Annotated in this window: 27 protein-coding genes and 3 tRNA genes; 15 read left to right on the top strand and 15 right to left on the bottom strand. The window is 71.3% G+C overall.

Translation table 11 applies throughout. From position 1 onward, the window contains the following. Positions 1 to 12: 12 nt before the first annotated feature. The 4 genes from SHK19_RS20940 to SHK19_RS20925 form a co-directional block, all read right to left on the bottom strand. Entirely contained in the window at positions 13 to 1071 is a 1059-nt protein-coding gene (locus tag SHK19_RS20940; RefSeq protein WP_322454460.1) for an adenylate/guanylate cyclase domain-containing protein, read from the bottom strand. 6 nt (positions 1072 to 1077) lie between these two features. Continuing rightward, positions 1078 to 1446: a Crp/Fnr family transcriptional regulator gene (locus SHK19_RS20935; RefSeq protein ID WP_322454461.1), complete on the bottom strand. Its 369-nt coding sequence runs from the start codon at positions 1444 to 1446 to the stop codon at positions 1078 to 1080. 72 nt (positions 1447 to 1518) lie between these two features. Continuing rightward, positions 1519 to 2751 (bottom strand): arginine deiminase, encoded by a 1233-nt coding sequence (locus tag SHK19_RS20930; RefSeq protein ID WP_322937365.1) that lies wholly within the window; start codon positions 2749 to 2751, stop codon positions 1519 to 1521. Between the two features lie 100 nt (positions 2752 to 2851). Beyond that, a complete protein-coding gene (locus SHK19_RS20925; protein WP_322937364.1) occupies positions 2852 to 3682 on the bottom strand; it encodes a prephenate dehydratase in 831 nt (276 codons plus the stop codon). A 141-nt stretch (positions 3683 to 3823) separates the two neighbouring features. Here SHK19_RS20925 and SHK19_RS20920 point away from each other — a divergent pair, with 141 nt between their 5' ends. Beyond that, complete coding sequence (locus tag SHK19_RS20920; RefSeq protein ID WP_322454464.1) at positions 3824 to 4213, top strand: DUF4446 family protein; 390 nt, start codon at positions 3824 to 3826, stop codon at positions 4211 to 4213. Here the strand turns inward: SHK19_RS20920 and SHK19_RS20915 are convergent. Next, positions 4210 to 5784 carry a diacylglycerol kinase family protein gene (locus SHK19_RS20915; protein ID WP_322454465.1) on the bottom strand — a complete coding sequence of 525 codons (1575 nt, stop codon included), beginning with the start codon at positions 5782 to 5784 and terminating at the stop codon, positions 4210 to 4212. The two genes, SHK19_RS20920 and SHK19_RS20915, sit on opposite strands and share 4 nt — an antisense overlap. Before the next feature lie 39 nt (positions 5785 to 5823). On the opposite strand from SHK19_RS20915, the gene SHK19_RS20910 reads away from it, so the two are divergent. From SHK19_RS20910 to SHK19_RS20895, 4 genes are all read left to right on the top strand, one after another. Further along, positions 5824 to 6837 carry an aldo/keto reductase gene (locus SHK19_RS20910; RefSeq protein ID WP_322937363.1) on the top strand — a complete coding sequence of 338 codons (1014 nt, stop codon included), beginning with the start codon at positions 5824 to 5826 and terminating at the stop codon, positions 6835 to 6837. A gap of 119 nt (positions 6838 to 6956) precedes the next feature. Beyond that, a complete protein-coding gene (gene serS, locus SHK19_RS20905) occupies positions 6957 to 8228 on the top strand; it encodes a serine--tRNA ligase (protein ID WP_322454467.1) in 1272 nt (423 codons plus the stop codon). Between the two features lie 3 nt (positions 8229 to 8231). Then, complete coding sequence (locus SHK19_RS20900) at positions 8232 to 9077, top strand: HAD family hydrolase (protein WP_322454468.1); 846 nt, start codon at positions 8232 to 8234, stop codon at positions 9075 to 9077. Between the two features lie 41 nt (positions 9078 to 9118). Beyond that, positions 9119 to 9859 (top strand): hypothetical protein, encoded by a 741-nt coding sequence (locus SHK19_RS20895; RefSeq protein ID WP_322937362.1) that lies wholly within the window; start codon positions 9119 to 9121, stop codon positions 9857 to 9859. A 9-nt stretch (positions 9860 to 9868) separates the two neighbouring features. On the opposite strand, the gene SHK19_RS20890 is transcribed toward SHK19_RS20895, so the two are convergent. Genes SHK19_RS20890 through mobA form a run of 4 tightly spaced genes read right to left on the bottom strand, consistent with a single transcriptional unit; the run spans position 9869 to position 12503 of the window. Continuing rightward, entirely contained in the window at positions 9869 to 10459 is a 591-nt protein-coding gene (locus SHK19_RS20890; RefSeq protein WP_322454470.1) for a bacterial proteasome activator family protein, read from the bottom strand. Positions 10460 to 10496: 37 nt separating this feature from the next. Beyond that, a complete protein-coding gene (locus tag SHK19_RS20885; protein WP_322937361.1) occupies positions 10497 to 11474 on the bottom strand; it encodes an NAD(P)H-quinone oxidoreductase in 978 nt (325 codons plus the stop codon). Positions 11475 to 11502: 28 nt separating this feature from the next. Further along, the gene (locus SHK19_RS20880; protein WP_322454472.1) at positions 11503 to 11865 is read right to left on the bottom strand and encodes a DUF6457 domain-containing protein; all 363 of its coding nucleotides are present in this window, start codon (positions 11863 to 11865) and stop codon (positions 11503 to 11505) included. 47 nt (positions 11866 to 11912) lie between these two features. Further along, entirely contained in the window at positions 11913 to 12503 is a 591-nt protein-coding gene (gene mobA / locus SHK19_RS20875) for a molybdenum cofactor guanylyltransferase (protein ID WP_322937360.1), read from the bottom strand. A gap of 63 nt (positions 12504 to 12566) precedes the next feature. On the opposite strand from mobA, the gene SHK19_RS20870 reads away from it, so the two are divergent. Genes SHK19_RS20870 through SHK19_RS20860 form a run of 3 tightly spaced genes read left to right on the top strand, consistent with a single transcriptional unit; the run spans position 12567 to position 14746 of the window. Further along, the gene (locus SHK19_RS20870) at positions 12567 to 13391 is read left to right on the top strand and encodes a carbon-nitrogen hydrolase family protein (protein ID WP_322937359.1); all 825 of its coding nucleotides are present in this window, start codon (positions 12567 to 12569) and stop codon (positions 13389 to 13391) included. 32 nt (positions 13392 to 13423) lie between these two features. Further along, a complete protein-coding gene (locus tag SHK19_RS20865) occupies positions 13424 to 14464 on the top strand; it encodes a hypothetical protein (RefSeq protein ID WP_322937358.1) in 1041 nt (346 codons plus the stop codon). 57 nt (positions 14465 to 14521) lie between these two features. Next, the gene (locus tag SHK19_RS20860; RefSeq protein ID WP_322937357.1) at positions 14522 to 14746 is read left to right on the top strand and encodes a biotin/lipoyl-binding carrier protein; all 225 of its coding nucleotides are present in this window, start codon (positions 14522 to 14524) and stop codon (positions 14744 to 14746) included. Here the strand turns inward: SHK19_RS20860 and SHK19_RS20855 are convergent. From SHK19_RS20855 to SHK19_RS20835, 5 genes are read right to left on the bottom strand one after another with little or no spacing between them, the layout of a single operon-like run. Beyond that, entirely contained in the window at positions 14688 to 15281 is a 594-nt protein-coding gene (locus SHK19_RS20855; RefSeq protein ID WP_322454477.1) for a hypothetical protein, read from the bottom strand. The genes SHK19_RS20860 and SHK19_RS20855 overlap by 59 nt on opposite strands. Beyond that, a complete protein-coding gene (locus tag SHK19_RS20850) occupies positions 15278 to 16552 on the bottom strand; it encodes a hypothetical protein (RefSeq protein ID WP_322937356.1) in 1275 nt (424 codons plus the stop codon). The genes SHK19_RS20855 and SHK19_RS20850 overlap by 4 nt, the downstream gene beginning before the upstream one ends. A 5-nt stretch (positions 16553 to 16557) precedes the next feature. After that, positions 16558 to 17295: an ATP-binding cassette domain-containing protein gene (locus SHK19_RS20845; RefSeq protein ID WP_322454479.1), complete on the bottom strand. Its 738-nt coding sequence runs from the start codon at positions 17293 to 17295 to the stop codon at positions 16558 to 16560. Further along, positions 17292 to 17786, bottom strand: a complete 495-nt coding sequence (locus SHK19_RS20840) for a hypothetical protein (RefSeq protein WP_322937355.1) — start codon at positions 17784 to 17786, stop codon at positions 17292 to 17294. Before SHK19_RS20840 ends, SHK19_RS20845 begins: the two co-directional genes overlap by 4 nt. Before the next feature lie 43 nt (positions 17787 to 17829). After that, a complete protein-coding gene (locus tag SHK19_RS20835) occupies positions 17830 to 18003 on the bottom strand; it encodes a hypothetical protein (RefSeq protein WP_322937354.1) in 174 nt (57 codons plus the stop codon). Positions 18004 to 18080: 77 nt separating this feature from the next. On the opposite strand from SHK19_RS20835, the gene SHK19_RS20830 reads away from it, so the two are divergent. The 5 genes from SHK19_RS20830 (at position 18081) to SHK19_RS20810 (ending at position 19818) form a co-directional block, all read left to right on the top strand. Beyond that, positions 18081 to 18446 carry a helix-turn-helix domain-containing protein gene (locus tag SHK19_RS20830; protein WP_322454482.1) on the top strand — a complete coding sequence of 122 codons (366 nt, stop codon included), beginning with the start codon at positions 18081 to 18083 and terminating at the stop codon, positions 18444 to 18446. Between the two features lie 28 nt (positions 18447 to 18474). Continuing rightward, complete coding sequence (locus tag SHK19_RS20825; RefSeq protein WP_322454483.1) at positions 18475 to 18894, top strand: hypothetical protein; 420 nt, start codon at positions 18475 to 18477, stop codon at positions 18892 to 18894. A 62-nt stretch (positions 18895 to 18956) separates the two neighbouring features. Then, a tRNA-Ser gene (locus SHK19_RS20820) sits at positions 18957 to 19041 on the top strand. A gap of 158 nt (positions 19042 to 19199) precedes the next feature. Next, positions 19200 to 19658 carry a hypothetical protein gene (locus tag SHK19_RS20815; protein WP_322454484.1) on the top strand — a complete coding sequence of 153 codons (459 nt, stop codon included), beginning with the start codon at positions 19200 to 19202 and terminating at the stop codon, positions 19656 to 19658. Positions 19659 to 19727: 69 nt separating this feature from the next. Continuing rightward, positions 19728 to 19818: transfer RNA gene (locus SHK19_RS20810), tRNA-Ser, on the top strand. Positions 19819 to 20213: 395 nt separating this feature from the next. On the opposite strand, the gene SHK19_RS20805 is transcribed toward SHK19_RS20810, so the two are convergent. Further along, positions 20214 to 21239, bottom strand: coding sequence for a LuxR family transcriptional regulator (locus tag SHK19_RS20805; RefSeq protein WP_322454485.1), 1026 nt, complete (start codon positions 21237 to 21239; stop codon positions 20214 to 20216). Positions 21240 to 21375: 136 nt separating this feature from the next. Here SHK19_RS20805 and SHK19_RS20800 point away from each other — a divergent pair. After that, positions 21376 to 21448: transfer RNA gene (locus SHK19_RS20800), tRNA-Arg, on the top strand. A 152-nt stretch (positions 21449 to 21600) separates the two neighbouring features. Next, positions 21601 to 21879 carry an HU family DNA-binding protein gene (locus tag SHK19_RS20795; protein WP_322454486.1) on the top strand — a complete coding sequence of 93 codons (279 nt, stop codon included), beginning with the start codon at positions 21601 to 21603 and terminating at the stop codon, positions 21877 to 21879. Positions 21880 to 21891 lie beyond the last annotated feature (12 nt).

Below are 21891 nucleotides of genomic sequence, written 5' to 3'. Positions count from 1 at the left end.
GCGGTCAGGTCGTCAGTCGCGCGGCTGCAACGCCCAGGGGTGGAGGCGCGAGTAGCCCTTCACCGACACCCGACGCACGCGGCGGAAGCGGTACGGCGACTCGTCCCGCTCCGGCCCCTCGGTGTCGCTGGTGTCCGCGTCGTCCCCGGCAGCTCCGGTCAGCGCGGCGTACATCCCCTTGTCGATGAGGACGGTGCCAGGCCGCGCCACGCTGGTCAGCCGGGCGGCGATGTTGACGACCGGGCCGAACACGTCGCCGAGCCGGGTGACGACCTCGCCGTAGGCGACGCCGGCGCGGACGTCGGGGAAGTCGTCGTCCTCGTCGGAGCCGCGGCGGGTCAGCTCCATGGCGATCGCGGCCGCGTCCTCCGCAGTGTCGGCGACGATGAGGAGCTCGTCGCCGATGTTCTTGATGATCCGGCCGTTGTGCTCGATGACGGTGTCGAGCGCGGCGGTCTCGAAGGCCTCGAGCCAGGTGACCAGCTCGCGATCGGTCAACGTCCGCGAGCGGGACGTGTAGCCGACGATGTCCACGAAGCAGACGGCGCGGTCGCTCGTCCGGTCGCCGGCGTCCGCGACCGCCAGCATGCGGGACGCGGCGTTGAGGACGTGCCGGCGCCAGACGAAGGTCTGCAGCTCCTCGACCCGCGGCGTCACCTCGTCGGCGAGCTCCAGGATCCCGTCGGTCGGATCGATCCCGGTGTCGAGCGCGGTCTCGGCCAACAGGCCGACCTGCCACTCGGCCAGCCGCGCGAAACTGCGGCCGAGGGTCCGGACCATCCCGTCCTGGCGGTCCTCGGTGAGGAGGCCGAGGTCGGTCAGGTCCTGGGTGAGCTTGAGCGCCCGTACGTCGCCCTGGGTGAAGGCGCGCTCCTCGGGCTCGGCGTGGGCGAAGCCCAGCAGGTGCCACAGCTCGCGGGCGGCGTCGAGAGAGATCCCGGCCTGGTCGGCGACCTCGGCCTGGGTGAGGGTCGGGCGCTCACCCAAGAGGTGCTCCTCGAGGGAGTCGAGGGCGCCCGCACCGGCCGTCGGCGGCGCGGCGCGGTCGGTCGGCTGTTCAGGTGCTGTCACCGAACATCAGTGCTGGACGCGGGACTGCGCGACTTCCTCGAGCGCCTGGTGGAAGGAGGGCATCTCCTTGTCGAGCTGGACCAGCGTCTCGTCGGTGAGATGGATGGTGTCGAGCGGCGTCAGCGCGACGACGGTGGCGTTGCGCAGCTTGTGGCCCATGATCGCGGCCTCACCGACGATGTCGCCGGCACCGAGCTGGGCGATCTCCTCGCCGTCGACGCGGACGGAGACCGTGCCGTCGAGGATGATGTAGGCCTTGTCGGCCGGGGTGTCCTTCCAGATCGGCGACCAGCCCTCCGGAAGATGCACACGGCGTCCGACGCCGCTGATCTTGGCGACCTCTTTGGGACTGAAGTGCTCGAAGAACGTTGCCATGCTGACCCTTTCGCTGCGGTCTCCCCATGTGCGCGGAACCCGCGCTGGTGTGACCTTATCCGTAACGCTGCGTCAGGGGAGAGGGTCACGCGCGATGGGACAGCTCATGCACCGGGGGCCGCCGCGACCCGAGCCCAGCTCCGAGCCCGCGATCCGGATCACCTCGATGCCTGCGTCCTCGAGCCGGCTGTTGGTGCCGTCGTTGCGCTCGTAGGCGACCGCCAGTCGCGGTGCGAGAGCGAGAGTGTTGTTGCCGTCGTCCCACTGCTCGCGCTCGGCGGTCACGGGGTCGAGACCGGTGTCGATCTGGTGCAGCGTGTCCAGCTGCATCGCCTTCGCCGCCGCGACGAGGAACGGCTCCGGCGCGGCCACGTCGAGCTCGAGGTGGGCGGGTTCGGCGGCCCCGCGACGGGTGACGGCGTACGCCGTGAGGGTGTCGGCGACGTTGGGGTACATCACGACCTTGTCGACGTCGACCATCGTGCACACGGTGTCGAGGTGCATGGTGGCGCGCTCCTGCGCGATGGGTACGGCGAGCACGGTCTCGGCGAGGCCGGCCTCGAACACCTGGCGCGCGAACCGCTCGGCGCCCGCGGGCGTCGTACGCTCCCCGACCCCGACCGCGATCACACCCGGCGAGAGCAGCAGCACGTCGCCGCCCTCGACGTGCTCGAAGTGGTGGCCCAGGATCCGCGGGCTGGCGGCGAACCGGGGGTGGTGGCGGTAGATGAGCTCGGTCAGCTGGGTCTCGCGCTTGCGCGCCGGCATCGCGAGCGAGGTGATCGCGACCCGGTCACGCACCCAGACCGAGGAGTCGCGAGTGAAGAGAAGGTTGGGCAGCGGGTCGACGAGGAAGTCGTCGAACGCCAGCAGCGTCGTGACCAGTCCGAAGCCGCCGCGCACCTCGTCGTTGCGGATGCCTGCGGTGAGGTAGACCGAGAGCTCCTCCGGCGTCGCGTCGCCGAGGAAGCCGCGAAGGTAGAGGCGCAGGGTCTCGCCGAGGTCGAGGTCGGTCAGCGCGGTCTCGATCGCGATCTCGCGGGCCTCGGCGTCGGCGAGGGTCTCGGTCAGCAGCTCGGTCAGGTAGAGCACCTCGACGTCGCGCTCGCGGAGCGCGTCGGCGAAGGCGTCGTGCTCGTCCTGCGCCCGCGACACCCACGGAACGCCGTCGAACAGCAGCCGGTCGTTGTTCCGCGGCGTGAGCCGTTGGAGCTCGGAGCCCGGGCGGTGCAGCATCACCGTGCGGAGCCGCCCGACCTCGCTGTCCACACCAGTACTGCCGGGGTTCCCAGGGTTCACGGTCATGGCGGCACCTTAGTGGATTGTCAGACAATCTTCGTGGTCTGCGTCGCGGGACGTCATCCGTCCCGCACCTCCCGCGCTGCCCACCGTATGACGTCCGCGGTCATCCCCGGAACGGGTCGGCGGGGTAGACCCCCAGCACCTTCACGTCGGTCGTGAAGAACGCCAGCTCCTCGAGCGCGCGTTTGAGGCCCGGGTCGTCGGGATGACCGTCGACCTCGGCGAGGAACTGGGTCGCGGCGAACTCGCCGCCGACCATGTAGCTCTCGAGCTTGGTCATGTTGATGCCGTTGGTCGCGAACCCGCCGAGCGCCTTGTAGAGCGCGGCCGGCAGGTTGCGGACGTTGAAGACGAAGGTCGTGACGACCGGTCCGTCGCCGCGCGGGGCGGCGACGAAGTCGCGGGAGAGAACGACGAACCGGGTGGTGTTGTGGTCCTCGTCCTCGACGTCCGCGCGCAGGATCTCCAAGCCGTAGATCTCGGCGGCGAGGGGCGGTGCGATGGCTGCCTGGCTGGGGTCGGCGGCCTCGGCCACCTCGCGGGCGGCACCGGCGGTGTCACCCGAGATCAGCGGCTTCAGGCCGAGCTCGCGGATCACCTTGCGACACTGGCCGAGCGCGTGGACGTGGCTGTGGACGGTGCGGATGGTCTGCGTGGTCGCCCCTGGGACTGCCATCAGCGAGAACTCGATCCGCAGGAAGTGCTCCGCGACGATGTGGAGGTCGGACTCCGGCAGGAAGTGGTGGATGTCGGCCACCCGGCCGGCGATCGAGTTGTCGATCGGGATCATCGCCAGGTCGGCCTCGCCGCTCGTGACCGCCGCGAACACGTCCTCGAACGACGCGCACGCCAGCGCCTCCCAATCCGGGTAGTGCTGCTTGCACACGAGGTGGGAGTTCGCGCCGGGTTCCCCCTGGTAGGCGATGTGGGCCATGGGCAAAGCCTAGTGCCGGGCGACCCGGGTCCCGTCCGCGAAGCTGGACGGGAGTCGACCCGGCGGAAACTCGCGCGGCGAGTGCAGCGAGCTCGTGCGAGTTTGCGCCGTGTCGACGAGCGGCATCTCTAACCTTGCCCCATGCCGACCCTGCTGGCGAGCATCGCCCTCGTCGTCGCCGTGCTCGCCCTGGTGGTGGGCTTCCTGACCTACCTCCGGGTGCGGCCGACGGCCGAGGGTGACCTGCCGGCCGACGTGCTCGGCCTGCGCAAGGAGGTCGCCGCCCTCCGCAAGGAGGCCGCGGGGGCGCTACGGCACCTCGCGGTGGTGCGGTACGACGCGTTCGAGGAGATGGGCGGCCGGCTCTCGTGGTCGCTCGCGCTGCTCGACGACGGCGGCGACGGGGTGGTGCTCACCTCGATCCGCGGCCGCAACGAGGCCCGCACCTACGCCAAGAGTGTCACCTCGTGGCGCAGCGACCAGGACCTCTCACCCGAGGAGACCGAGGCGATCACCCACGCAAGGCCCTAGCGCGGCACCCGCACCAGTAGCCGGCCGTGGATGCACTCCATGTGCAGCTCCTTGCCCGGACCGATCGTGTCGCCGTCGAGCTGGCGGGGCACCTCGAGCGAGGCGCGGACGACGACGGACCGGCCGGTGAAACGCGCAACGGACTCGCCCGCCCGCTTCTCGCGGCGGCTGAGGACGCGGACCACGAGCGGGATCCAGCTGAGGAACCGGCGTGGGTAGAGCAGCACGACGTCGAGCTGGCCGTCGTCGATGGCGGCGTCGGGGATCAGGTTCATGCCGCCCTGCAGGCTGCCGACGTTGCCGACGACACAGGTCCGGGCGCGGTGCTTGCTGAACGGGCCCCCGTCGACCGACACCTCGAGCCGCATGGTCGGGAACATCAGCGCCTTGAGCGCCGACAGCACGTAGGCGATCCAGCCGACCTTCTTCTTGATCTCCTCGTTGACGCCTTCCATGATCGCCGCGTCGAACCCCATCCCGGCCATCACCATGAAGTGGGTGTCGTCGATCCCGTCGCCGGTCGCCTTGACCATGTCGATGGCACGGTCCTGGCCGTTGAGCGCGATGTCGATCGCGGCCCGGATGAAGAGCGGGATGCCGAGGTTGCGGGCGAGCAGGTTGCCGGTGCCGGCGGGCACGATGCCGACCGGGATGCCGGTGCCGGCCAGCTCGGCGCACACCTCGCGCACCGTGCCGTCGCCGCCGCACACGATCACCAGGTCCGCGCCGTCGACCGACGCCTGCTCGGCCTGCCCGGTGCCGGAGTCCTCGACGGTGGTGAAGTACCACCGCGGGGGTTTCCAGCCGGAGCCCACCGCCATCTGCTCGACGATGGTCTGGAACTGCGCGACGTCCTCGACCTTGATCGGGTTCAGCACGACCGCCAGGTCGTTGGACAGCGGGAGTGCCTGCGGGAGCGGTAGGGAGGTGAGGGCAAGGCTGCGGGGGAGCGGGCTGTAGAGAGCGACGCCGAGCAGGACCAGTCCGCCGCCGAGCAGCACGCCGCCGACCACGTCGGTCCAGTAGTGCCGGCCGAGCAGGACGCGGTCCGCGCAGGCGACGAGCACGAGGAGGACCATCCCGACGCCGATCAGTCGCCGCATGTTCGCGCGCCGGACCAGCATGACAGCCAGCACCAGGCACACGCCGGCGAGGGCCGTCGTCTGCGACGCGTGACCGGACGGGAACGCGCGGCTGTCCAGCAGGCCCACGGTCTCCTGCCACTCGGGTCGGTTCCGACCGATCAGCCACTTCAGCACCTGGGTCGAGACGAAGGTGGCGGTCATGACCGCGACGATCAGGATGGCGGCCCGGCGGTGGTGCTTGGCGTACATCACCACGGCCAGCACCACCGAGTAGACCGCGATCGGCACCGCGTCGAGGGCCAGCTCGATGGCGCGGAGCACGCCGTACAGACCCCGGCCGTCGGCCCAGTTCTCCAGGTCCCGGCCGGTGTCGTCGACGTCGGCGAACATGACCCACCCGGCCGAGACGCCCACGGCGAGCGCTGCGAAGAGCAGCAGGCAGGCGACCGCGGCGATCAGCGGCGTCTGACGAGGGCGGTCCAGCACGCGGCGAGGCTAACTGGTCGGCCCACTAACGTCGTACTCGTGACCACGGATCCGCGCCCGCCGACCGACGCCGCCCCTCCGCCGCTCCGCCGCCTCGGCGATTCCGGCCTCGCCGTCTCCGTGGTGGGCCTGGGGTGCAACAACCTCGGTCGCCCGGGGACCGCCACCGAGTCGCAAGAGGGCTCGGACCGGGTGGTCGCCGCCGCGGTCGACGCCGGGATCACGCTGTTCGATGTTGCGGACACCTACGGCGCCCGGCCCGGGCTCGCCGAGGAACGGCTCGGTGCGGCGCTGCGCGGCCGCCGCGACCAGGTGGTGGTCGCCACGAAGTTCGGCATGGACGTGCAGGGGGTCAACGGTCCGGACTTCGGTGCCCGGGGCGGCCGCCGCTACATCGTCACCGCCGTCGAGGCGTCGCTGCGCCGGCTCGCGACCGACCGGATCGACCTCTACCAGTTCCACACCCCCGACCCCGCCACCCCGATCGACGAGACCCTCAGCGCGCTCGACGACCTGGTCCGGGCCGGCAAGGTCCGCTACGTCGGCCACTCCAACCGGGCCGGGTGGCAGATCGCCGAGGCGGAGTACGTCGCCCGCGAGCTGGGCACCGAGCGGTTCGTGTCGAGCCAGAGCCACTACAACCTGGTGGACCGACGCGCCGAGCTGGAGGTGCTGCCGGCCTGCCGGGCGCTCGGCCTCGGGGTGCTGCCTTACTTCCCGCTCGCCAACGGGCTGCTCACCGGCAAGTACGCCACCGGCACGGCACCGGCCGGCACCCGTCTCTCCCGCACCCGGCAGCACCTGCTCGAGGTCGCGACGTCGCCCGAGCTCCGGCGCTACTCCGACTTCGCGGCCGCGCGCGGGGTCAGTGAGGTCACCGTCGCCATCGGCTGGCTGCTGGCCCAGGAACCGGTCAGCAGCGTCATCGCCGGCGCCACCAGCACCGAGCAGGTGACTGCCAACGCCGCGGCCGGTAGCTGGGCCCCGACTGCCGAAGACCTCGACGAGCTCGACCGCATCTTCCCGCCCCCCGAACCCGTCGCGCCGTACTAGGTCGAATCGACAAGGATGGTCGCCCGAGATGACGACCATGGTGGTCACTTCGCGCGACCATCCTCGTCGATTCGACGGGCCATCCTTTTCAATTCGACCTCCCCGATAGCCTCAGCCGCATGATCGACCCGCGCATCCTCCGCGACGAGCCCGACCGCGTCCGCGCCGCCCAGGCCAAGCGCGGGCTGTCCGGCGAGGTGGTCGACCAGGCGCTGGCCGCCGACTCCGCGCGCCGGGCGGCGATCGCGACGTTCGAGACCAAGCGGGCGGAGCAGAAGGCGCTCGGCGCCCAGATCCCGAAGGCGTCGCCCGAGGAGAAGCAGCAGCTGCTCGCGCAGACCAAGACCCTTGCCGCCGAGGTCAAGGAGGCGGAGGCCGCACGGGTCGCTGCCGACGACGAGTGGACCGAGATCCTCAAGGCGATCCCGAACCTGGCGGCCGACGAGGCGCCCGCCGGGGGTGAGGACGACTACACGGTCATCGAGCACATCGGTACGCCCCGGGACTTCGCGGCCGAGGGCTTCGAGCCGCGCGACCACGTCGAGCTCGGCCAGATCCTGGGCGCCATCGACATCGAGCGCGGCGCCAAGGTGAGCGGCAGCCGCTTCTACTTCCTCACCGGCGTCGGCGCGCAGCTCGAGTTCGCGCTCGTCAACCTCGCCCTCGACCAGGCCCGGGCGGCCGGCTTCACCCAGGTGGTCGCTCCGGCGCTGGTGCGACCGCGGGCGATGGACGGCACCGGCTTCCTCGGCCAGGCGGCCGACGACGTCTACCGGATCGAGGGCGAGGACCTCTACCTGGTCGGGACCTCGGAGGTCGCGATGGCGGCGTACCACTCCGACGAGATCCTCGACGCGGCCACGCTGCCCCGTCGCTACGCGGCGTTCAGCCCGTGCTTCCGCAAGGAGGCCGGCTCGCACGGCAAGGACACCCGCGGCATCATCCGGGTGCACTGGTTCGACAAGGTCGAGATGTTCGTCTACACCACGATCGAGGAGTCGTACGTCGAGCACGAGCGGCTGCTCGCGTGGGAGAAGGAGTTCCTCGACAAGCTCGAGCTGGCCTACCGGGTGATCGACACCGCTGCCGGGGACCTCGGTCTCTCGGCGATCCGGAAGTTCGACTGCGAGGCCTGGATCCCGACCCAGGGCCGGTACCGCGAGCTGACCTCGACCTCGAACTGCACTGACTTCCAGGCCCGTCGACTCGACATCCGGGTCCGCGAGGGCGGCCAGACCAGACCGATCGCCACCCTCAACGGCACGCTCACCGCGATCCCTCGCGCGATCGTCGCGATCCTCGAGACGCACCAGCAGGCCGACGGATCGGTGCGGGTGCCGGAGGCGCTGCGGCCCTACCTCGGCGGCCTCGACCTGCTCAAGCCGGTCTAGGTCGTGACGTCGCACCAGGGCTGGCGGCCCAAGCTGGTCGCCCTCGACATCGACGGCACGCTGCTGAAGTGGGTCGACGGAGGCGGCGGGGGCTCCACGCACGAGGTCGTCCCGGACGCGGTCCACGACGCCGTCCAACGGGCGCTGGCCGACGGCGCGCACGTCGTCCTCGCCTCAGGCCGGGCTCCCCACGGCATGACCCCGATCGCCGACCAGCTCGACCTGCAGGACCCGGTGACCCCGGACGACAAGCTGTGGATCGTCGCGTCCAACGGCTCGGTGATCGTGCGGCACCCGCCCACGGAGATCGTGCACGAGGAGACGTTCGACGCGGCGCCCGCCGTGCACGCCGTGCTCCAGCGGCACCCGGACGCCCTGGTCGCCATCGAGGAGCGCGGAGTCGGCTACCGGGTGTCGGCGCCGTTCCCGGACGGCGAGCTCGGGGGCGAGCTGATCGTCACCCGGCTCGAGGACCTGGTGTCCGCTCCGGTGAGCCGCGTGATCATCCGCGACCCGCAGGCGACCGCGGACGACTTCGTCGCGATGGCGGCCGAGCTCGGGCTGCACGGCACCGACTACGTCGTCGGCTGGACCGCGTGGATGGACCTGTCGCCGGTGGGGGTGTCCAAGGCGTCGGGTCTGCAGTACGTCGCCGAGCGGCTCGGGGTCGGCGCCGAGGACGTGCTCGCGATCGGCGACGGCCGCAACGACATCGAGATGCTGACCTGGGCCGGCCGGGGCGTCGCGATGGGGCAGGCGGTGCAGGAGGTCCAGGACGCCGCGGACCACGTCACCGGCACCGTCGACGAGGACGGAGCGGCCGTCGAGCTCGACCGATGGTTCGGCTGACGGGTCGTTCGACGCCGGTCGGGCATGGTTAGGCTGTTCTGATGATCGCAGCGCTCCGGACGACCCTGGCGACGGTGCTCGTCGTCCTCGGCTGCTGGTTCGCGCCGACGGCCACAACGACGGCCACAGCGACGGCCGCGTCGACGCCGGCCGAGTGCGACCCGCTCGACCTCGACAACCCCACCGCGGTCCGCGAGCACGCCGACGCCGTGACCGACGTCTTCGCCGGCAAGGTCAGCGATGTCGAGCCGCGCACCTCCGTCGGCGGTGGCGAGGGCAAGGCGAACCAGGGCGACGAGCCCTCCGACGGGTCCTCCGACGGGCCGACCGGGGCACCGGACACCCCGGACCGGCGGATCACCCGGTGGCAGCACACGGTCGTCGTCGACATCCCGTTCCGGAGTGAGCTCCAGCCCGGCAACCGGGTCCTCGTCGTCACCGAGCCGTCCGGCGAGCCGGGCGGGCTCGGCAGGCTCGACGTGAAAGCTACCTATGTCTTCTTCGTCTCCGGCGAGCAGGGGATGAACCACCTCATCGCCGAGAGGTGCGGCGGCACCACGAAGGTCGGCGCCCTCAGCGCGGAGCAGCGGGATCGGCTGGCCGAAGCGCTCGACGAGCAGACCACCGAGGAGACCGCCCCCGACTACTCGCTGTCGCCCCCCGACGACGGCGCCCGCTCCAACCCGTCCCTCGGCCGGCTCGCCGCCCCCGGCGCGGCACTCGCGCTGATCGGTGTGCTCGGTCTGCTGCTGCTCGCGCGGATCAACTCCCGCCGCGCCTGACCGACCAGGTCACAGGTACATGCCGCTGGAGCGGCCTTCGTCCGCCGCCGGCTGCTGGTCCTGAGGCGCGCCCGGCATGCCTGGCGCGCCCTCGGGGTGCAGCCCCTGGGGCAGCGCCCGGCGAATCTGCTCGAACTGGGCACGCGCGGCCATCTGCTGGGCGTAGATCGCGGTCTGGATGCCGTGGAACAGGCCCTCCAGCCAGCCGACCAGCTGGGCCTGGGCGATGCGCAGCTCGGAGTCGGACGGCGTCGAGTCCTCCATGAAGGGCAGCGACAGCCGGTCGAGCTCCTCGACCAGCTCGGGTGCGAGGCCCTCCTCGAGCTCCTTGATGGACGCCTGGTGGATGTCGCGGAGCCGCTGACGGCTGGCCTCGTCGAGGGGCGCCGCCTTCACCTCTTCGAGCAGCTGCCGGATCATGCTGCCGATCCGCATCACCTTCGCGGGCTGCTCGACCAGGTCGGTCGGAGACCGCTCGCCGTCGTCGGCGTCGCCCTCCTGGCCGGAGACGGCGCTCGCCGGCATCGTGGCGACCGGCTGGCCATCGGGGCCGATGACGACGATCTGCTGCTCCTGGCCGTCGGAAGACTGCTCGCTCATGCCTCAACCCTAATCCGCACCCGGTCGGCGGCCTCGGTCAGAGGGTCATCAGCACCTTGCCGCTGTGACCGCCCGCCTCCACGAGGCGGTGGGCGTCGGCAGCCTGGTCCAACGGCAGCGCCTGGTGGACGATCGGCTTCACCTTGCCGTCCGCCACCAGGGGCCAGACGTGCTCGACGACGGACGCGCAGATCGCGGCCTTCCCGTCGACCGGCCGCGATCGCAGCGCGGTCGCGATGACCGCACCGCGCTTCGAGAGGAGCTGGCCCAGGTCGAGCTCCGCCTTCACGCCGCCCTGGAGGCCGATGACGACGAGCCGGCCCTCGTCGGCCAGCACGGAGACGTTGCGCGCGAGGTACTTCGCGCCCATGTTGTCGAGCACGACGTCGGCTCCGTGCCCGTCCGTGTGCCTGCGCACCACGTCGACGAAGTCCTCGTCGCGGTAGTTGATCGCGACCTCGGCGCCGAGCGAGCGGCACAGCTCGAGCTTCTCCGCGCTCCCGGCCGTGGCGAGCACCCGCGCTCCGAGCGTCGACGCAAGCTGGATCGCCATCGTGCCGATGCCGCCGGCGCCGCCGTGGACGAGGAACGCGTCGCCGGGCTGCAGTCCCGCGATCATGAACACGTTCGACCAGACCGTGCACGCGACCTCGGGCAGCGCCGCCGCGGTCACCAGGTCGACGCCGTCGGGCACCGGCATCACCTGTCCGGCGGGTACGGCGACCCGGCCGGCGTAGCCGCCGCCGGCGAGCAGGGCGCAGACCGGCGCACCGACGTCCCAGCCGGTCACGCCCTCGCCGATGCCCGCGATCGTGCCGCTGCACTCCAGGCCGATGACGTCCGACGCACCGGGCGGCGGCGGGTAGAACCCTTGCCGCTGCAGCAGGTCCGCCCGGTTGACGGCCGTTGCCGCGACGTCGATGAGCACCTCGCCCGGCCCCGGCTCCGGGTCGGGCAGCTCGCTGATGGTCAGGACCTCGGGCCCTCCGGGCTCGGCGACAGTGACAGCACGCATCCGCCCATCCTGCCGAGTCGGCAGGACGTCAGACCAACAGGTCCTCTTCTTCCTCTTCGTCGACCACCTCGTCGATCTCGTCGAGGTGGGTGAGCTCCTCGTCGATCTCGTAGTCGGCCTCGGCATCGCGGTCCTCGGTCGCGGCGGCACCTGCCGGGCGGTCCCAGGCCTCGGCCAGGGCCTGCACCTTCGCCGCCATCCGCTCGACGGCGTCCGGCCGGGCGTCCTGCGCCCCGGCCGCAACTCCGAGGAGGAAGGAGGTCACCGGCCCTGCCATCGCGTGCACGTTGTCGCGCGCCAGCTCGGCAAGATCCCCCAGAAGGCTCTCGTCAGCCTCGGTGTCGATGTCGAGGAGGTCGCACAGCTCATCGATCCAGTCGTGGAGGTTCACCAGTCCAGGGTGACTTTGCAGACGCGCTCTGACAAGACCCGAATGGGTCAGGTCGGTGAATCCTGGTCGTCTGCCAGGTCTCGCAGGTCGGTCCACGTGTCGACGTCGCGGTGCTCCTGGGCGAGCGCCGGCACGACCTCGAGGTCGAGCTGGTCGAGCATCGGCCACAGCGGATGGCCGTGCTGGGCCTCCAGGTCAGGACGCACCTGGTCGAGCCGCGCCGTGTCGACGACGAACGCGAGCTGCCGCCGGCCCTCCGGTGACGCGAGCACGGCGCCGTCGTGCCCGACCGCCGCCTCGTGCAGGCGGCGGATCGTCGACGCGGTGACGAAGGGCATGTCGACCGCGAGCACGGCCAGCCACGGGAAGGTCCGCAGCAGCGAGTCGCGCCCGGTCAGCAGACCGGCCACCGGTCCGCCGTACTGCGGGTCCTCGACGACGAACGTCACCGGACGCTCGGTCGGCACCTGGTGACCGACCACGACCACCTCGCCGGCATCGATCACGGCGTCGAGCGTGTGCTCGAGCAGGGTGCGGCCGCGGATCTCGATCGACGCCTTGTCCGCTCCGCCGAGCCGGGCCGCCTGCCCCCCGGCGACGACGATCGCGGCGAAGCTGGTCAGCCCGGGCTCGATCACCTCCCGAGTTTCGCAAACCCCCCGCAGCGCCGGAAGTGCGGTGCGACGGGAGACACTGGTGGGGTGAGCCACACCACCCGTTCGACAAGCTCAGGGACCGCGGAGGCCGGCGCGGACCGGCTGAGTCTGGCGCTGGTCCAGGCCGCGTCCTCGCTCGACCCCGCGGACAACCGGGCCGCCGTCGACCGGTTGACGCCCGACGGTCCCGACCTGGTGGTGTTTCCCGAGGCGTTCGCGCGTGACTTCGGGGAGGCCGGCTCCGACGTCAGCCCCTACGCCGAGCCGCTCGACGGGCCGTTCGCGACGGAGGTCGCGCGCGTGGCTCGAGCGCGCGGGAGCACCGTCGTCGCCGGCATGTTCGAGCAGAGCGAAGATCCGGGCCGTCCCTTCAACACCCTCGTGCTGCGCGGCGGCGGTGAGGCGTCCTACCGCAAGGTGCACCTGTACGACTCCTTCGGCTACCGGGAGTCCGACCGGTTGACCGCCGGCCCGGTCGAACCGGCCGTGGTCGAGATCGGCGGCTGGCGGGTCGGGCTGATGACCTGCTACGACCTGCGCTTCCCCGAGTTCGCCCGCCGGCTCGTCGACGCCGGCGCGGAGCTGATCGTGGTCCCGGCAGCGTGGGTCGCGGGACCGCGGAAGGTGCACCACTGGCGGACGCTGGTGACCGCCCGGGCCATCGAGAACACCGTCTACGTCGCGGCGGTCGGGCAGCCGGCGCCGCGCTACACCGGGCACTCGATGGTGGTCGACCCTCTTGGCGACGTGGTCGTCGAGGCCGGTCCCGGGGACGCGGACGAGCCGGTGGTGGTCAGCGCAGAGGTGGACCGTACGACGCTGGCGGACGCCCGTCGTACCAACCCGTCGCTGGCCAACCGCCGTCTCTGACGGCGCGGCACCATGGCCTAGGCTCAACGCCCGTGTCCCGTCACGCCACCCGCGCTGCTGCGCGGCCCGCTTTCAGCGGCGTGCGGCGATGGATCGCCCGGATTGCTGCCTCACGACTGCCGCTGGCGGTCTGGGCGTTGTTGGTCGTCGCCGGGACGGCGCTGCTCGTCTGCGCGATGGTGCCGGTCGGGCCCGAATGGCTGGGCATCACCGGGTCGGTGACGGTCGGATCCGCGTACGCCTGGGCGCTCGCGGCGCGCACCGGAGGCCGGCCGGTGATCTTCGGGACGCTCGCCCTCGGGCTGGGACTGCTGGCGGCCTGGGCCGAGCAGGACGTCCTGTCGTCGGGCACCGCGGTGCTGATGACGGCGGTCGCCGCGGTGCTCGGCGTGATGGCGACGGTCCCGGCGAAGTCGTTCCTCGTCTCGATCCGCGAGTGCCTGGTCGGGATGGGCCTCGCGGCGGTCGGGGCGATGGCGGCGATCGGGTTCGAGCCCTCGATCGACGTGACTCGCTTCGAGTACCTCGGCCTCGGGCTGTCCTTGGTCGGCGCCGAGATCCTCGTCTTCCGCCTCGGTGCCGGTCTGCACGGGCTGGGGCGACGGGGTGTGGCAGTGGTCGCGGTCGGCGCCGCGCTGCTGCTGGCGACCCTGCTGTACGCCGAGCTGCTGCGCCGCTACGGCTCCACCGGCCTCGTCGACTGGCTGCTGGCGCGGGTCGAGTGGAGCCGGGACCACCTCGGCGCGTTCCCGCGGCCGATCGTCGCCGTGCTCGGCGTGCCCGCGCTCGCCTACGGCTGCCACATGCGGGCCCGCCGCCGGCAGGGCTGGTGGGTGTGCGCGTTCGGCGTGGCCGCGACGTCGCCGGTGGCAACGTCGCTCGGCAACCCCGCCGTCGAGCTGAGCGAGGTCGTGCTGTCGGCGGTCTATGGCCTGGTCGTCGGGCTGGTGCTCGCGTTCGTCGTGATCCGGCTGGACCTCGTCCTCACCGGCAACGCCGGGCGGCGGCGCCGGGTGGCCGAGCAGGAGGCCGCGGTGCGGCCGGAGCCGGGGCGGACGGCGGCGCTGCTCTAGCCCGGGCCGGACCGTCGGATGCCCGGGTACCCGGAAGTAACCCGTAGCCTCGCCACCATGCGCAATCGGGCGTGGGAGATCAGGGCCGACATGGTGGCCAACGTGCTGTCGGTCGACGTCGCCGTCGGCGACGCGGTCGCGGCCGGCGACTCCGTCCTGCTGCTGGAGTCGATGAAGATGGAGATCCCGGTGATCGCCGAGGCCGGCGGCGTGGTGCGCGCGGTCAAGGTCTCCGTGGGCGACGTGGTGCAGGAGGGCGACCTGCTGGTCGAGCTCGGCTGAGCCCGGACCGGACAAGGGTCCCGCCGACGTAGGCCAGGCAGGAGCCGGCGACGATCGCGCCGAGGGTCGGCACGGGGATCGCGACGGTCTGGGTCGGGAACTGCCCGTGCGTGTGCTGGATCCAGCCGAACGCGAGCGGGAGCAGCGGCAACCAGTACCAGCTGTCGGCGAGCGCAACCGCGACCGCGGCGACGGACACCGCGGCCACGACGTACTGCGCGACGACGACACCGTCCGGCGAGAGCAGGCAGTAGCCGGACACCGCGGCCGCGCCGGACCCGGCGAGCGCGAGCCGGGCGACCGCGATGAAGGCCGGTGCCCGGGTCGCGTGCTCGGTCAGCTGCGGCGTCCGGTCGACGAGCGGGTCCGCGCACACGACGGCCACCAACGGTGGCACGAAGGTCCACCCGTCGAGGGCGAAGCTGAACGGAGGAACGCTGAGCTGGTCGGTCGCCGTGGTCTCGATCAGCAGCACGGTGAGGCCGACGACGAGGACCACCCGGACGCCGCCCCACGCGCGGATCGCGGCGATCATCGAGGGAGACGCAGGTCGCGGAGCCGGCAGTCCCGGAGCGCGGAGTACGTCGCGCGCACCCATGCGTACTGCTGCTCCACGGGCAACGCCCACCAGTCGGCCATCGGGTGGTCGCCGGAGGGGACCGACTCCTCCCCTTCCTGGACCAGGAGCCATCGGACCAGCGTGGCGTTGACGGCGAACCATGTCTCGGGCAGGTCGCGAGGGTCATCGCTCGAGTAGGCCGCGCAGGGCGCCGGGGTCGTCAACGACTCCGCCGCCGCGGGGTAGCCGACCCGTTCGGCGAGCACCTCGTCGACGAACAGGCGGAGCACCCCGGCGTCCTGGGCGGGGGTGCTGCCCGGACGGGCGTGGACGAAGCGGTCGGGCAGGTGGGCACCGGCGGCTTCGAGCGCACCCGCCAGCCGTTGCATCTTCGTGGCGAGGTCGTCGAGCGGTCGCCGCGCGTCCTCGGTCATGCAGACCCTCGGCCGGCCGTCGCGGCACTCGTAGCCGATGGAACGGACGGGCTCGTAGCGCTCGAGCGGAGCGTCGACGAACACCAGGGTGAGGGCGGCGGCCCCCGCCGCGGCGCCGGTGCCGAGCTTCCACGGCAGGGGCGACACACGGAAGAGCTCCCGGTTCGACACCGTCATCGCCGTTGCCGCGACCCCGACGGCGACCACGGACTGGAAGGCGAACCACGGCGGGGAGTAGGTCTGCCCGGCGAGGGTTCCGGTGGCGCCGCCGGTGTCGAAGACGACCGGGATCACGCCGATGCTCGTGAGGATGAAGAGCACGAACGTGCCGACGGCGACCCACGGCACGGCCCAGTACCGACCGGTGAGGCCGCCGACGAGACCGCCGAGAGCCACCTGCGCCCCCAGCACGAGCAGCGCCGGCAGGACCACCCACCAGAGGTGCGGATATGCGGTCGCGCCCGCCAGCCAGGCGGCCGTCGTGGTGAATCCGCACAGCAGGAGCAGCGCGGTCCCTGCGAGTCCCCAGACCGCGAGTGCCGGTGTGACCCAGCCACGCCACGGCCGGACCGCCTGCCCCAGCAGGTCGGCCAGCCCGGCACGATGGATCCGGGCGTAGACACCGCAGGCGATGCCCGCGGCGACGGGTCCCAGCAGGATGACGCTCGAGGTGCCCCAGTCGAGCGCCAGCTTCCACGAGCCGAGCCACTGGCCCCCGCGGCTCATGACCGGCACCAGCCCGGCCGCGAGGAGGGCGACGAGCAGGCCGAGCCGCACCAGGGGCGAGCCGAGCCACTCACTGCGCATCCGCACCGCGATCAGCTCTTGGAGCGAGCGATCGTGGACAAGAAGGCGAGCTCGGGTGACCGCTCCGGTCCGCCACGCTCGGCCACGAAAGCGTCCGTCACGCCTTGGTAGTGGACCGATCCTTCGTGGAGCACCACGATGGTCGCCGTCACGCTCGCGACGTCCTCCATCACGTGGCTGCTCATCACCGTGAGGCACTCCTCGCCGAATCCGGCGACGATGCGGCGCACGCCGGCTCGCTGCTCGGGGTCGAGACCCGTGGTCGGCTCGTCGAGCAGGAGCACCCGAGGCTCGCTCACGAGGGCCGCAGCGAGGGCCAGTCGGCGACGCATGCCGCCGGACAGCTGTCGGGTGCGCTGGTCGGCCTGGCCGATGAGTCCGACGGCGTCGATCACCTGGGCACATCGCGTCGTCGCCGCCCTTGACCTGATGCCGCGGAGCCAGCAGAGGTAGCGGAGGACCTGGGTGACCGAGAGCTCGCCGGGGAACTGGATCTCCTGCGGCATGTAACCGACGCCCTGGACGGCGGTGCGGCCATGGCGACCGTAGAGCTCCTTGCCGTCGATCACGACCGTCCCGTGTTGCGGGCGTCGAGCGCCCGCCAGCGTCCGCAGCAGGGTCGACTTGCCGGCGCCGTTCACGCCCACCAGGCCGACCGGTCCGGCCGTCAGCTCGAGCGAGTCGATCGAGACGGCCGGCCGGTCGCCGGAGCGGTAGCTGCACCTGAGTCCCGAGACGACCACGCTCACAGCGAGAACGTGATGAACGGGTTGCCGCTACAGGCGTCGGGGCTCCATGGCTGGTCCTCGCAGACCTTGTAGTGGACGCGCCCCTTGTCGATGCCGTCGATGTCGGCGTAGTACTTGGCGTCGTACTGGTCACGCCACAGCCCGCTGTCGCTGCGCGAGCTCTGGTCCTGGCAGCACCGCTGCCAGATGTAGGCGCCGCCCTGGCCGCCGGGCCAGTAGAAGCTGTAGTCGGTCTCGGTGTAGACGCCGTGGCCGCCCTCCCGCGGATCGCGGTAGAAGGTGTGGTTCTTGAGGTTGCCCTCCTTCGTGTAGGCGGTGCCATAGGCCAGCGCCTGACGGTCGCCGTCCTCCCACGCGACCAGCGGGTCGCTCCGGGAGTTCCAGTCCTCGGTCGCCGCCAGCGCCGCCGGGCTCGACGCCAGGAACACCGCAGCGCCGGCAGCGGCGACAGCGATCGGGACGTGCTGCTTGATGGATCGTGGTCGTTTCATGTTTCGCCTCCTGAGTACGGCGAGCCGCGGCTCCCCGAGTTCGTCAACCGCTACCTCGGTGTCCCGGGTCGTCGTCGCGCGCAGCCTCGACCGCCACGCGGAGCAGGTCGGCGGCCGGTACGTCGAGCGCGATCGCCAACCTGACCAGCTCGGTGATGGTCAGGTCGCCCCCGCCGGCGGTGGCAGCCGCCTGCTCGTCATGTTCAAAGTGGGACACGCGTGGACGGTAGTTCAGGTTGGAACGGGAGCGCAAGAATAGTCGTCCGCGTGTTCAGATTGGGATACTGTCGCGACGTGGGGCAGACAGAGCAGGCTTCGTCACCGATCAACCTCGACGCGATCCGATTGATCCGAGAGGCGTTCGCCGCCTCGGGAATGACGCAGGCGGAGCTGAGCCGCGCGGCGGAGATGCCGCGCAGCACTCTCGCGAACATCCTTTCGCCCACCGCCAGGTCGCGCGTGATCCATGTGGGCCAGATGGTCAAGATCGCCGTCGCCATGGGGGTCGACCCCCGCGCGTGGGTCGCTGAGCTCGAGACGCTCGAGCGGAGACGTCGGGGCGAGTCCGGTCCCCGTCGCGCGCGGCGGCCGACCGCGCCGCAGGTCCAGAGACGAGCGGCTCGCAGCAGGTCCGGCTCGGCGGCCAGCGCCGAGGAGTAGTGCCGGTCGTCGCCCCTATCCTTCCGGCGTGATCCACCCGTGGCGTCGTCTCCGCGCTCTCAACGGCTGGGAGCTGCGCTGGCACCGTCCCGAGGACGACGCGGACGCGGGCTACACGCTGTTCGACGAGAAGGTCATCAGTCTCCGCTCCAACCTGACCTGGGAGGAGCGGCGGTGCACGGTGCTCCACGAGTGCCTGCACGCCGAGTGGGGGCCGACCCTGGTCGGCGTGCTCGAGGAGCGCCAGGAGCTCCGCGTCCGGCGCGAGACGGCGCGGCTGCTGCTGCCGTCGGTCCACGAGCTGGGTGAGGCCTTGGCGTGGGCGCTCTCGCCGGCGGAGGCCGCGGTCGAGCTCTCGGTCGACGTCGACGTCCTGCGCGACCGGCTCCGCTGGCTCGACCCCGCCGAACGGCGCTACCTCCGCGATCGGGCGGACCGCGCGGCCTGAGCCGCGTTCGGACACGCGGCGCGCGGGACCTAGACTCGTCGGCCGGGGACCACCGTCCCCGAGGAGGGGTGCCGGAGTGGCCGATCGGAACCGCCTTGAAAGCGGTCGTAGGGAGACCTACCGCGGGTTCGAATCCCGCCCCCTCTGCATGGTTGATTCAAGCGAAGCGCCGAATCAAGCTCGCAGTGGGGGCGATGGCCGGGGAGGCGGCTGCATGGTTGATTCAAGCGAAGCGCCGAATCAAGCTCGCAGTGGGGGCGATGGCCGGGGAGGCGGCTGCATGGTTGATTCTGCGTGGGTATGCCGTGAGTAGTGCCGATACGTCCGTCCCCGTCGACTACCGGATGGCCCCGTTGGTGGTGGCCAGGTTCGTCGGCGCCTACCTGGTCCTGTTCGCCGTGCTCATCCTCGGCGGCACCCTCGTGGTGGCGCTGGCGGGACTCGGGCCGGACCTCCTGGTCGTGCTCCTGGCAGCAGGACTGCTGGGTCTGGTCGCGCTGGCGTGGTGGCTGCGCACCCGGGTCAGCGTGGTTCGGCTGAGCGCGAGCGGCTACCGGGTCTCGCTGATCCGCGGTGCCGGCGCGAAGGAGGCCCGCTGGACCGAGGTCGAGGACGCGGTGGCGACGCAGTCGGACGCCGGGCCGTGCGTCGTGCTCCGGCTCAAGGACGGTCGCTCGACGACGATTCCGACGGACCTGCTCGCCGCCGACAAGGACGACTTCGCGCGGGATGTGCGTGACCATCTGGGTCGCGCGGCTCGCTGACGGGCCGATTCGGTCGCACCTGCCGCATCCTTGTAGCCTGTCCTCGCTGACCGGCGCTCCGGTCGGCAGGGAGGCGTCGCCTAGTCTGGTCTATGGCGCCCGCCTGCTAAGCGGGTTTGGGGCTACAACCCCATCGAGGGTTCAAATCCCTCCGCCTCCGCGTCCAACCCCCGGTGAGCACGCTCGCCGGGGGTTATCGCATCTGCGGAACGTCGCGCGCAGGACGTCTCGACAGAGACGGTTTGGACAAGAAACCTTGTGAGGGTTGCCGGTTTGGCCTCTCGGATGTTTGGGTAGCCATCGAACGACGTGTCGACTGCTGGGGGCTCGGGCGACCCCGCACTATCGGAGGGCTGAAAGATGAGGGAGTTCGGACGTAGGGCCGCACTCGTAATTGCAGCGACCGTGGCCACGGTGGGCCTGTCGGCCATCGTCGCGCCGCCGTCCCAGGCACTGCTCGACTCGGGCTGGTGCCCCGGCTGCAAGTCAGCGCCGCAGCGCCCGTAGCCGACCACTGACGTCGACCGCCGCGTGAGGACGCGCCGGCGGTCGTTGTCATTTTTCGGCTTGCTCGACCTCGGTCGCCGACGCGTCGTTGCCGGTGATCCCCGTGCTTCCCATGGTGTAGCCGAGCTGGAACCGGGTCTCGGCGTCGTACTCCGTCTTGAGGTCGGCGACGTAGCCGGCGTAGGTCCGCGGGCTGACGCCGAGCCGCTTGGCGCTGACCGCGTCGGGGTGGCCGGCGATGAGCATCCGGATGGTCATCGCGCGCTGCTCGGCCGCGATCTCCTTGACCGCCTTCTCCTCCGAGGTGACGTAAGGCCGGCCGCGCTCCCACGCCCGCTCGTAGACGTCGAGCAGGTAGGCGACCACGGCGGGCTCCCGCACGACGACCGCCGTCGCCTGGGTTTCGGGCGCCGGGATCACGGCGACCCGCCGATCGACGACGATCATCCGCTTGAAGAACTCGTCGAGCGTGCGCACCTCCGCCCCGCGGGCGGTGACGGTGGCGACGTACTTCTGGGTCATGACGCTGCGCCGGGCGCTGTGCTGGTAGAGCGTGCGCATCGAGATACCGCGCTCGAGCGCCTCGGTGTCCCGGACCGCGGCGATCGCGACGTACTGCGCGTTGCGGCCGGTCTGCGGCTGGGCGGTCAGCAGCTCCTCCTCGGCGTCGCCGATCAGCGCCGTGAGGTAGGGGTTGATCGCCTCGTCGTGGAGGTAGGTGAATGGGCCGGAGCTCTCGGCGACCGGCGAGCGCCGCCAGCTGTGGTTGAGCGACTGGAACGCCTTGGCCCACCGAGCGGACTCCTCGAGCAGCCGTGCGCCCTCGTTGCTCAGCGGGGTGACCACCCGCGACTGCACGTTTGCCGGCTCGAGCGCCCGCCAGATCCGGTCGCGCTGGTCGAGCTGGACCAGGTTGAGCTCGGCGAGGAGGTCGAGCGCCGCCTTCGCGTCACTGCCGTCGGCGACACGGGCGTCGTCCGCGGCCATGCCGGCTTCCTGGACGATCAGCTCGTAGAGCTCGGTCGCGGCACGCTCGAACAGCTCGCGGTCCTCGGGCTCGAAGCCGGACAACACGACCTCCAGGTCTTGTGGGCTCCCAGACCGCCCCCGGCCGGGGAATCGTGTATCTGCTCAATATCCCACAACGAGGCGATTCGGCATCGGGGATCGGCCTCGGCTATCCTCGACCGGTCGCTCGCAAGGGCGACGAGCGCCCGTAGCTCAACGGATAGAGCATCTGACTACGGATCAGAAGGTTTGGGGTTCGAATCCCTACGGGCGCGCAGCGTGATCTCTTGAATAGATACCGAACAGACCGGACCCGTTGGGGTCCGGTCTCTGTTTTTGGGTCATCGGTCCGAGCGGTCGGCGGAGGGTCGGCGAGCGGGACGGCTCCAATGAGTATGATTCTCATTCCCTAGACGAAGGAGCATCGATGAACCGCAAGGACCTGGCCGCGAAGGTCGCTGACCGCACCGACCTCGACCCACGACAGGCCGACGCCGCCATCGACGCCGTGCTGGAGGCGATCATGGCCGGCGTCACGGATGGTGAGCGGGTCTCGCTCGGGGGCTTCGGGACGTTCGAGCGTCGTACTCGCGCCGCACGCGCGGGCCGCAACCCGCAGACGGGGGAGCCGATCACGATCGCAGCAACGGTGGCACCCGCCTTCAAGCCGGCGTCGGCGTTCAAGCAATCGGTCGCCGGCGGCTGACCCGGACGGACG

The sequence above is a fragment of the Nocardioides bizhenqiangii genome (assembly GCF_034661235.1).
Classification (GTDB): Bacteria; Actinomycetota; Actinomycetes; order Propionibacteriales; family Nocardioidaceae; genus Nocardioides; species Nocardioides bizhenqiangii.
This window is presented reverse-complemented; position numbering and strand designations above follow the sequence as displayed.

What these genes read in the sequence shown, in the direction of transcription:
- SHK19_RS20935 (WP_322454461.1), bottom strand. Translation starts at nt 1,446, where the DNA reads ATGGCAACGTTCTTCGAGCACTTCAGTCCCAAAGAGGTCGCCAAGATC.
- SHK19_RS20890 (WP_322454470.1), bottom strand. Translation starts at nt 10,459, where the DNA reads ATGAGCGAGCAGTCTTCCGACGGCCAGGAGCAGCAGATCGTCGTCATC.
- serS (WP_322454467.1), top strand. Translation starts at nt 6,957, where the DNA reads ATGATCGACCCGCGCATCCTCCGCGACGAGCCCGACCGCGTCCGCGCC.
- SHK19_RS20855 (WP_322454477.1), bottom strand. Translation starts at nt 15,281, where the DNA reads ATGATCGCCGCGATCCGCGCGTGGGGCGGCGTCCGGGTGGTCCTCGTC.
- SHK19_RS20895 (WP_322937362.1), top strand. Translation starts at nt 9,119, where the DNA reads ATGATCGCAGCGCTCCGGACGACCCTGGCGACGGTGCTCGTCGTCCTC.
- SHK19_RS20795 (WP_322454486.1), top strand. Translation starts at nt 21,601, where the DNA reads ATGAACCGCAAGGACCTGGCCGCGAAGGTCGCTGACCGCACCGACCTC.
- SHK19_RS20930 (WP_322937365.1), bottom strand. Translation starts at nt 2,751, where the DNA reads ATGACCGTGAACCCTGGGAACCCCGGCAGTACTGGTGTGGACAGCGAG.
- SHK19_RS20920 (WP_322454464.1), top strand. Translation starts at nt 3,824, where the DNA reads ATGCCGACCCTGCTGGCGAGCATCGCCCTCGTCGTCGCCGTGCTCGCC.
- SHK19_RS20885 (WP_322937361.1), bottom strand. Translation starts at nt 11,474, where the DNA reads ATGCGTGCTGTCACTGTCGCCGAGCCCGGAGGGCCCGAGGTCCTGACC.
- SHK19_RS20925 (WP_322937364.1), bottom strand. Translation starts at nt 3,682, where the DNA reads ATGGCCCACATCGCCTACCAGGGGGAACCCGGCGCGAACTCCCACCTC.
- SHK19_RS20860 (WP_322937357.1), top strand. Translation starts at nt 14,522, where the DNA reads ATGCGCAATCGGGCGTGGGAGATCAGGGCCGACATGGTGGCCAACGTG.
- SHK19_RS20840 (WP_322937355.1), bottom strand. Translation starts at nt 17,786, where the DNA reads ATGAAACGACCACGATCCATCAAGCAGCACGTCCCGATCGCTGTCGCC.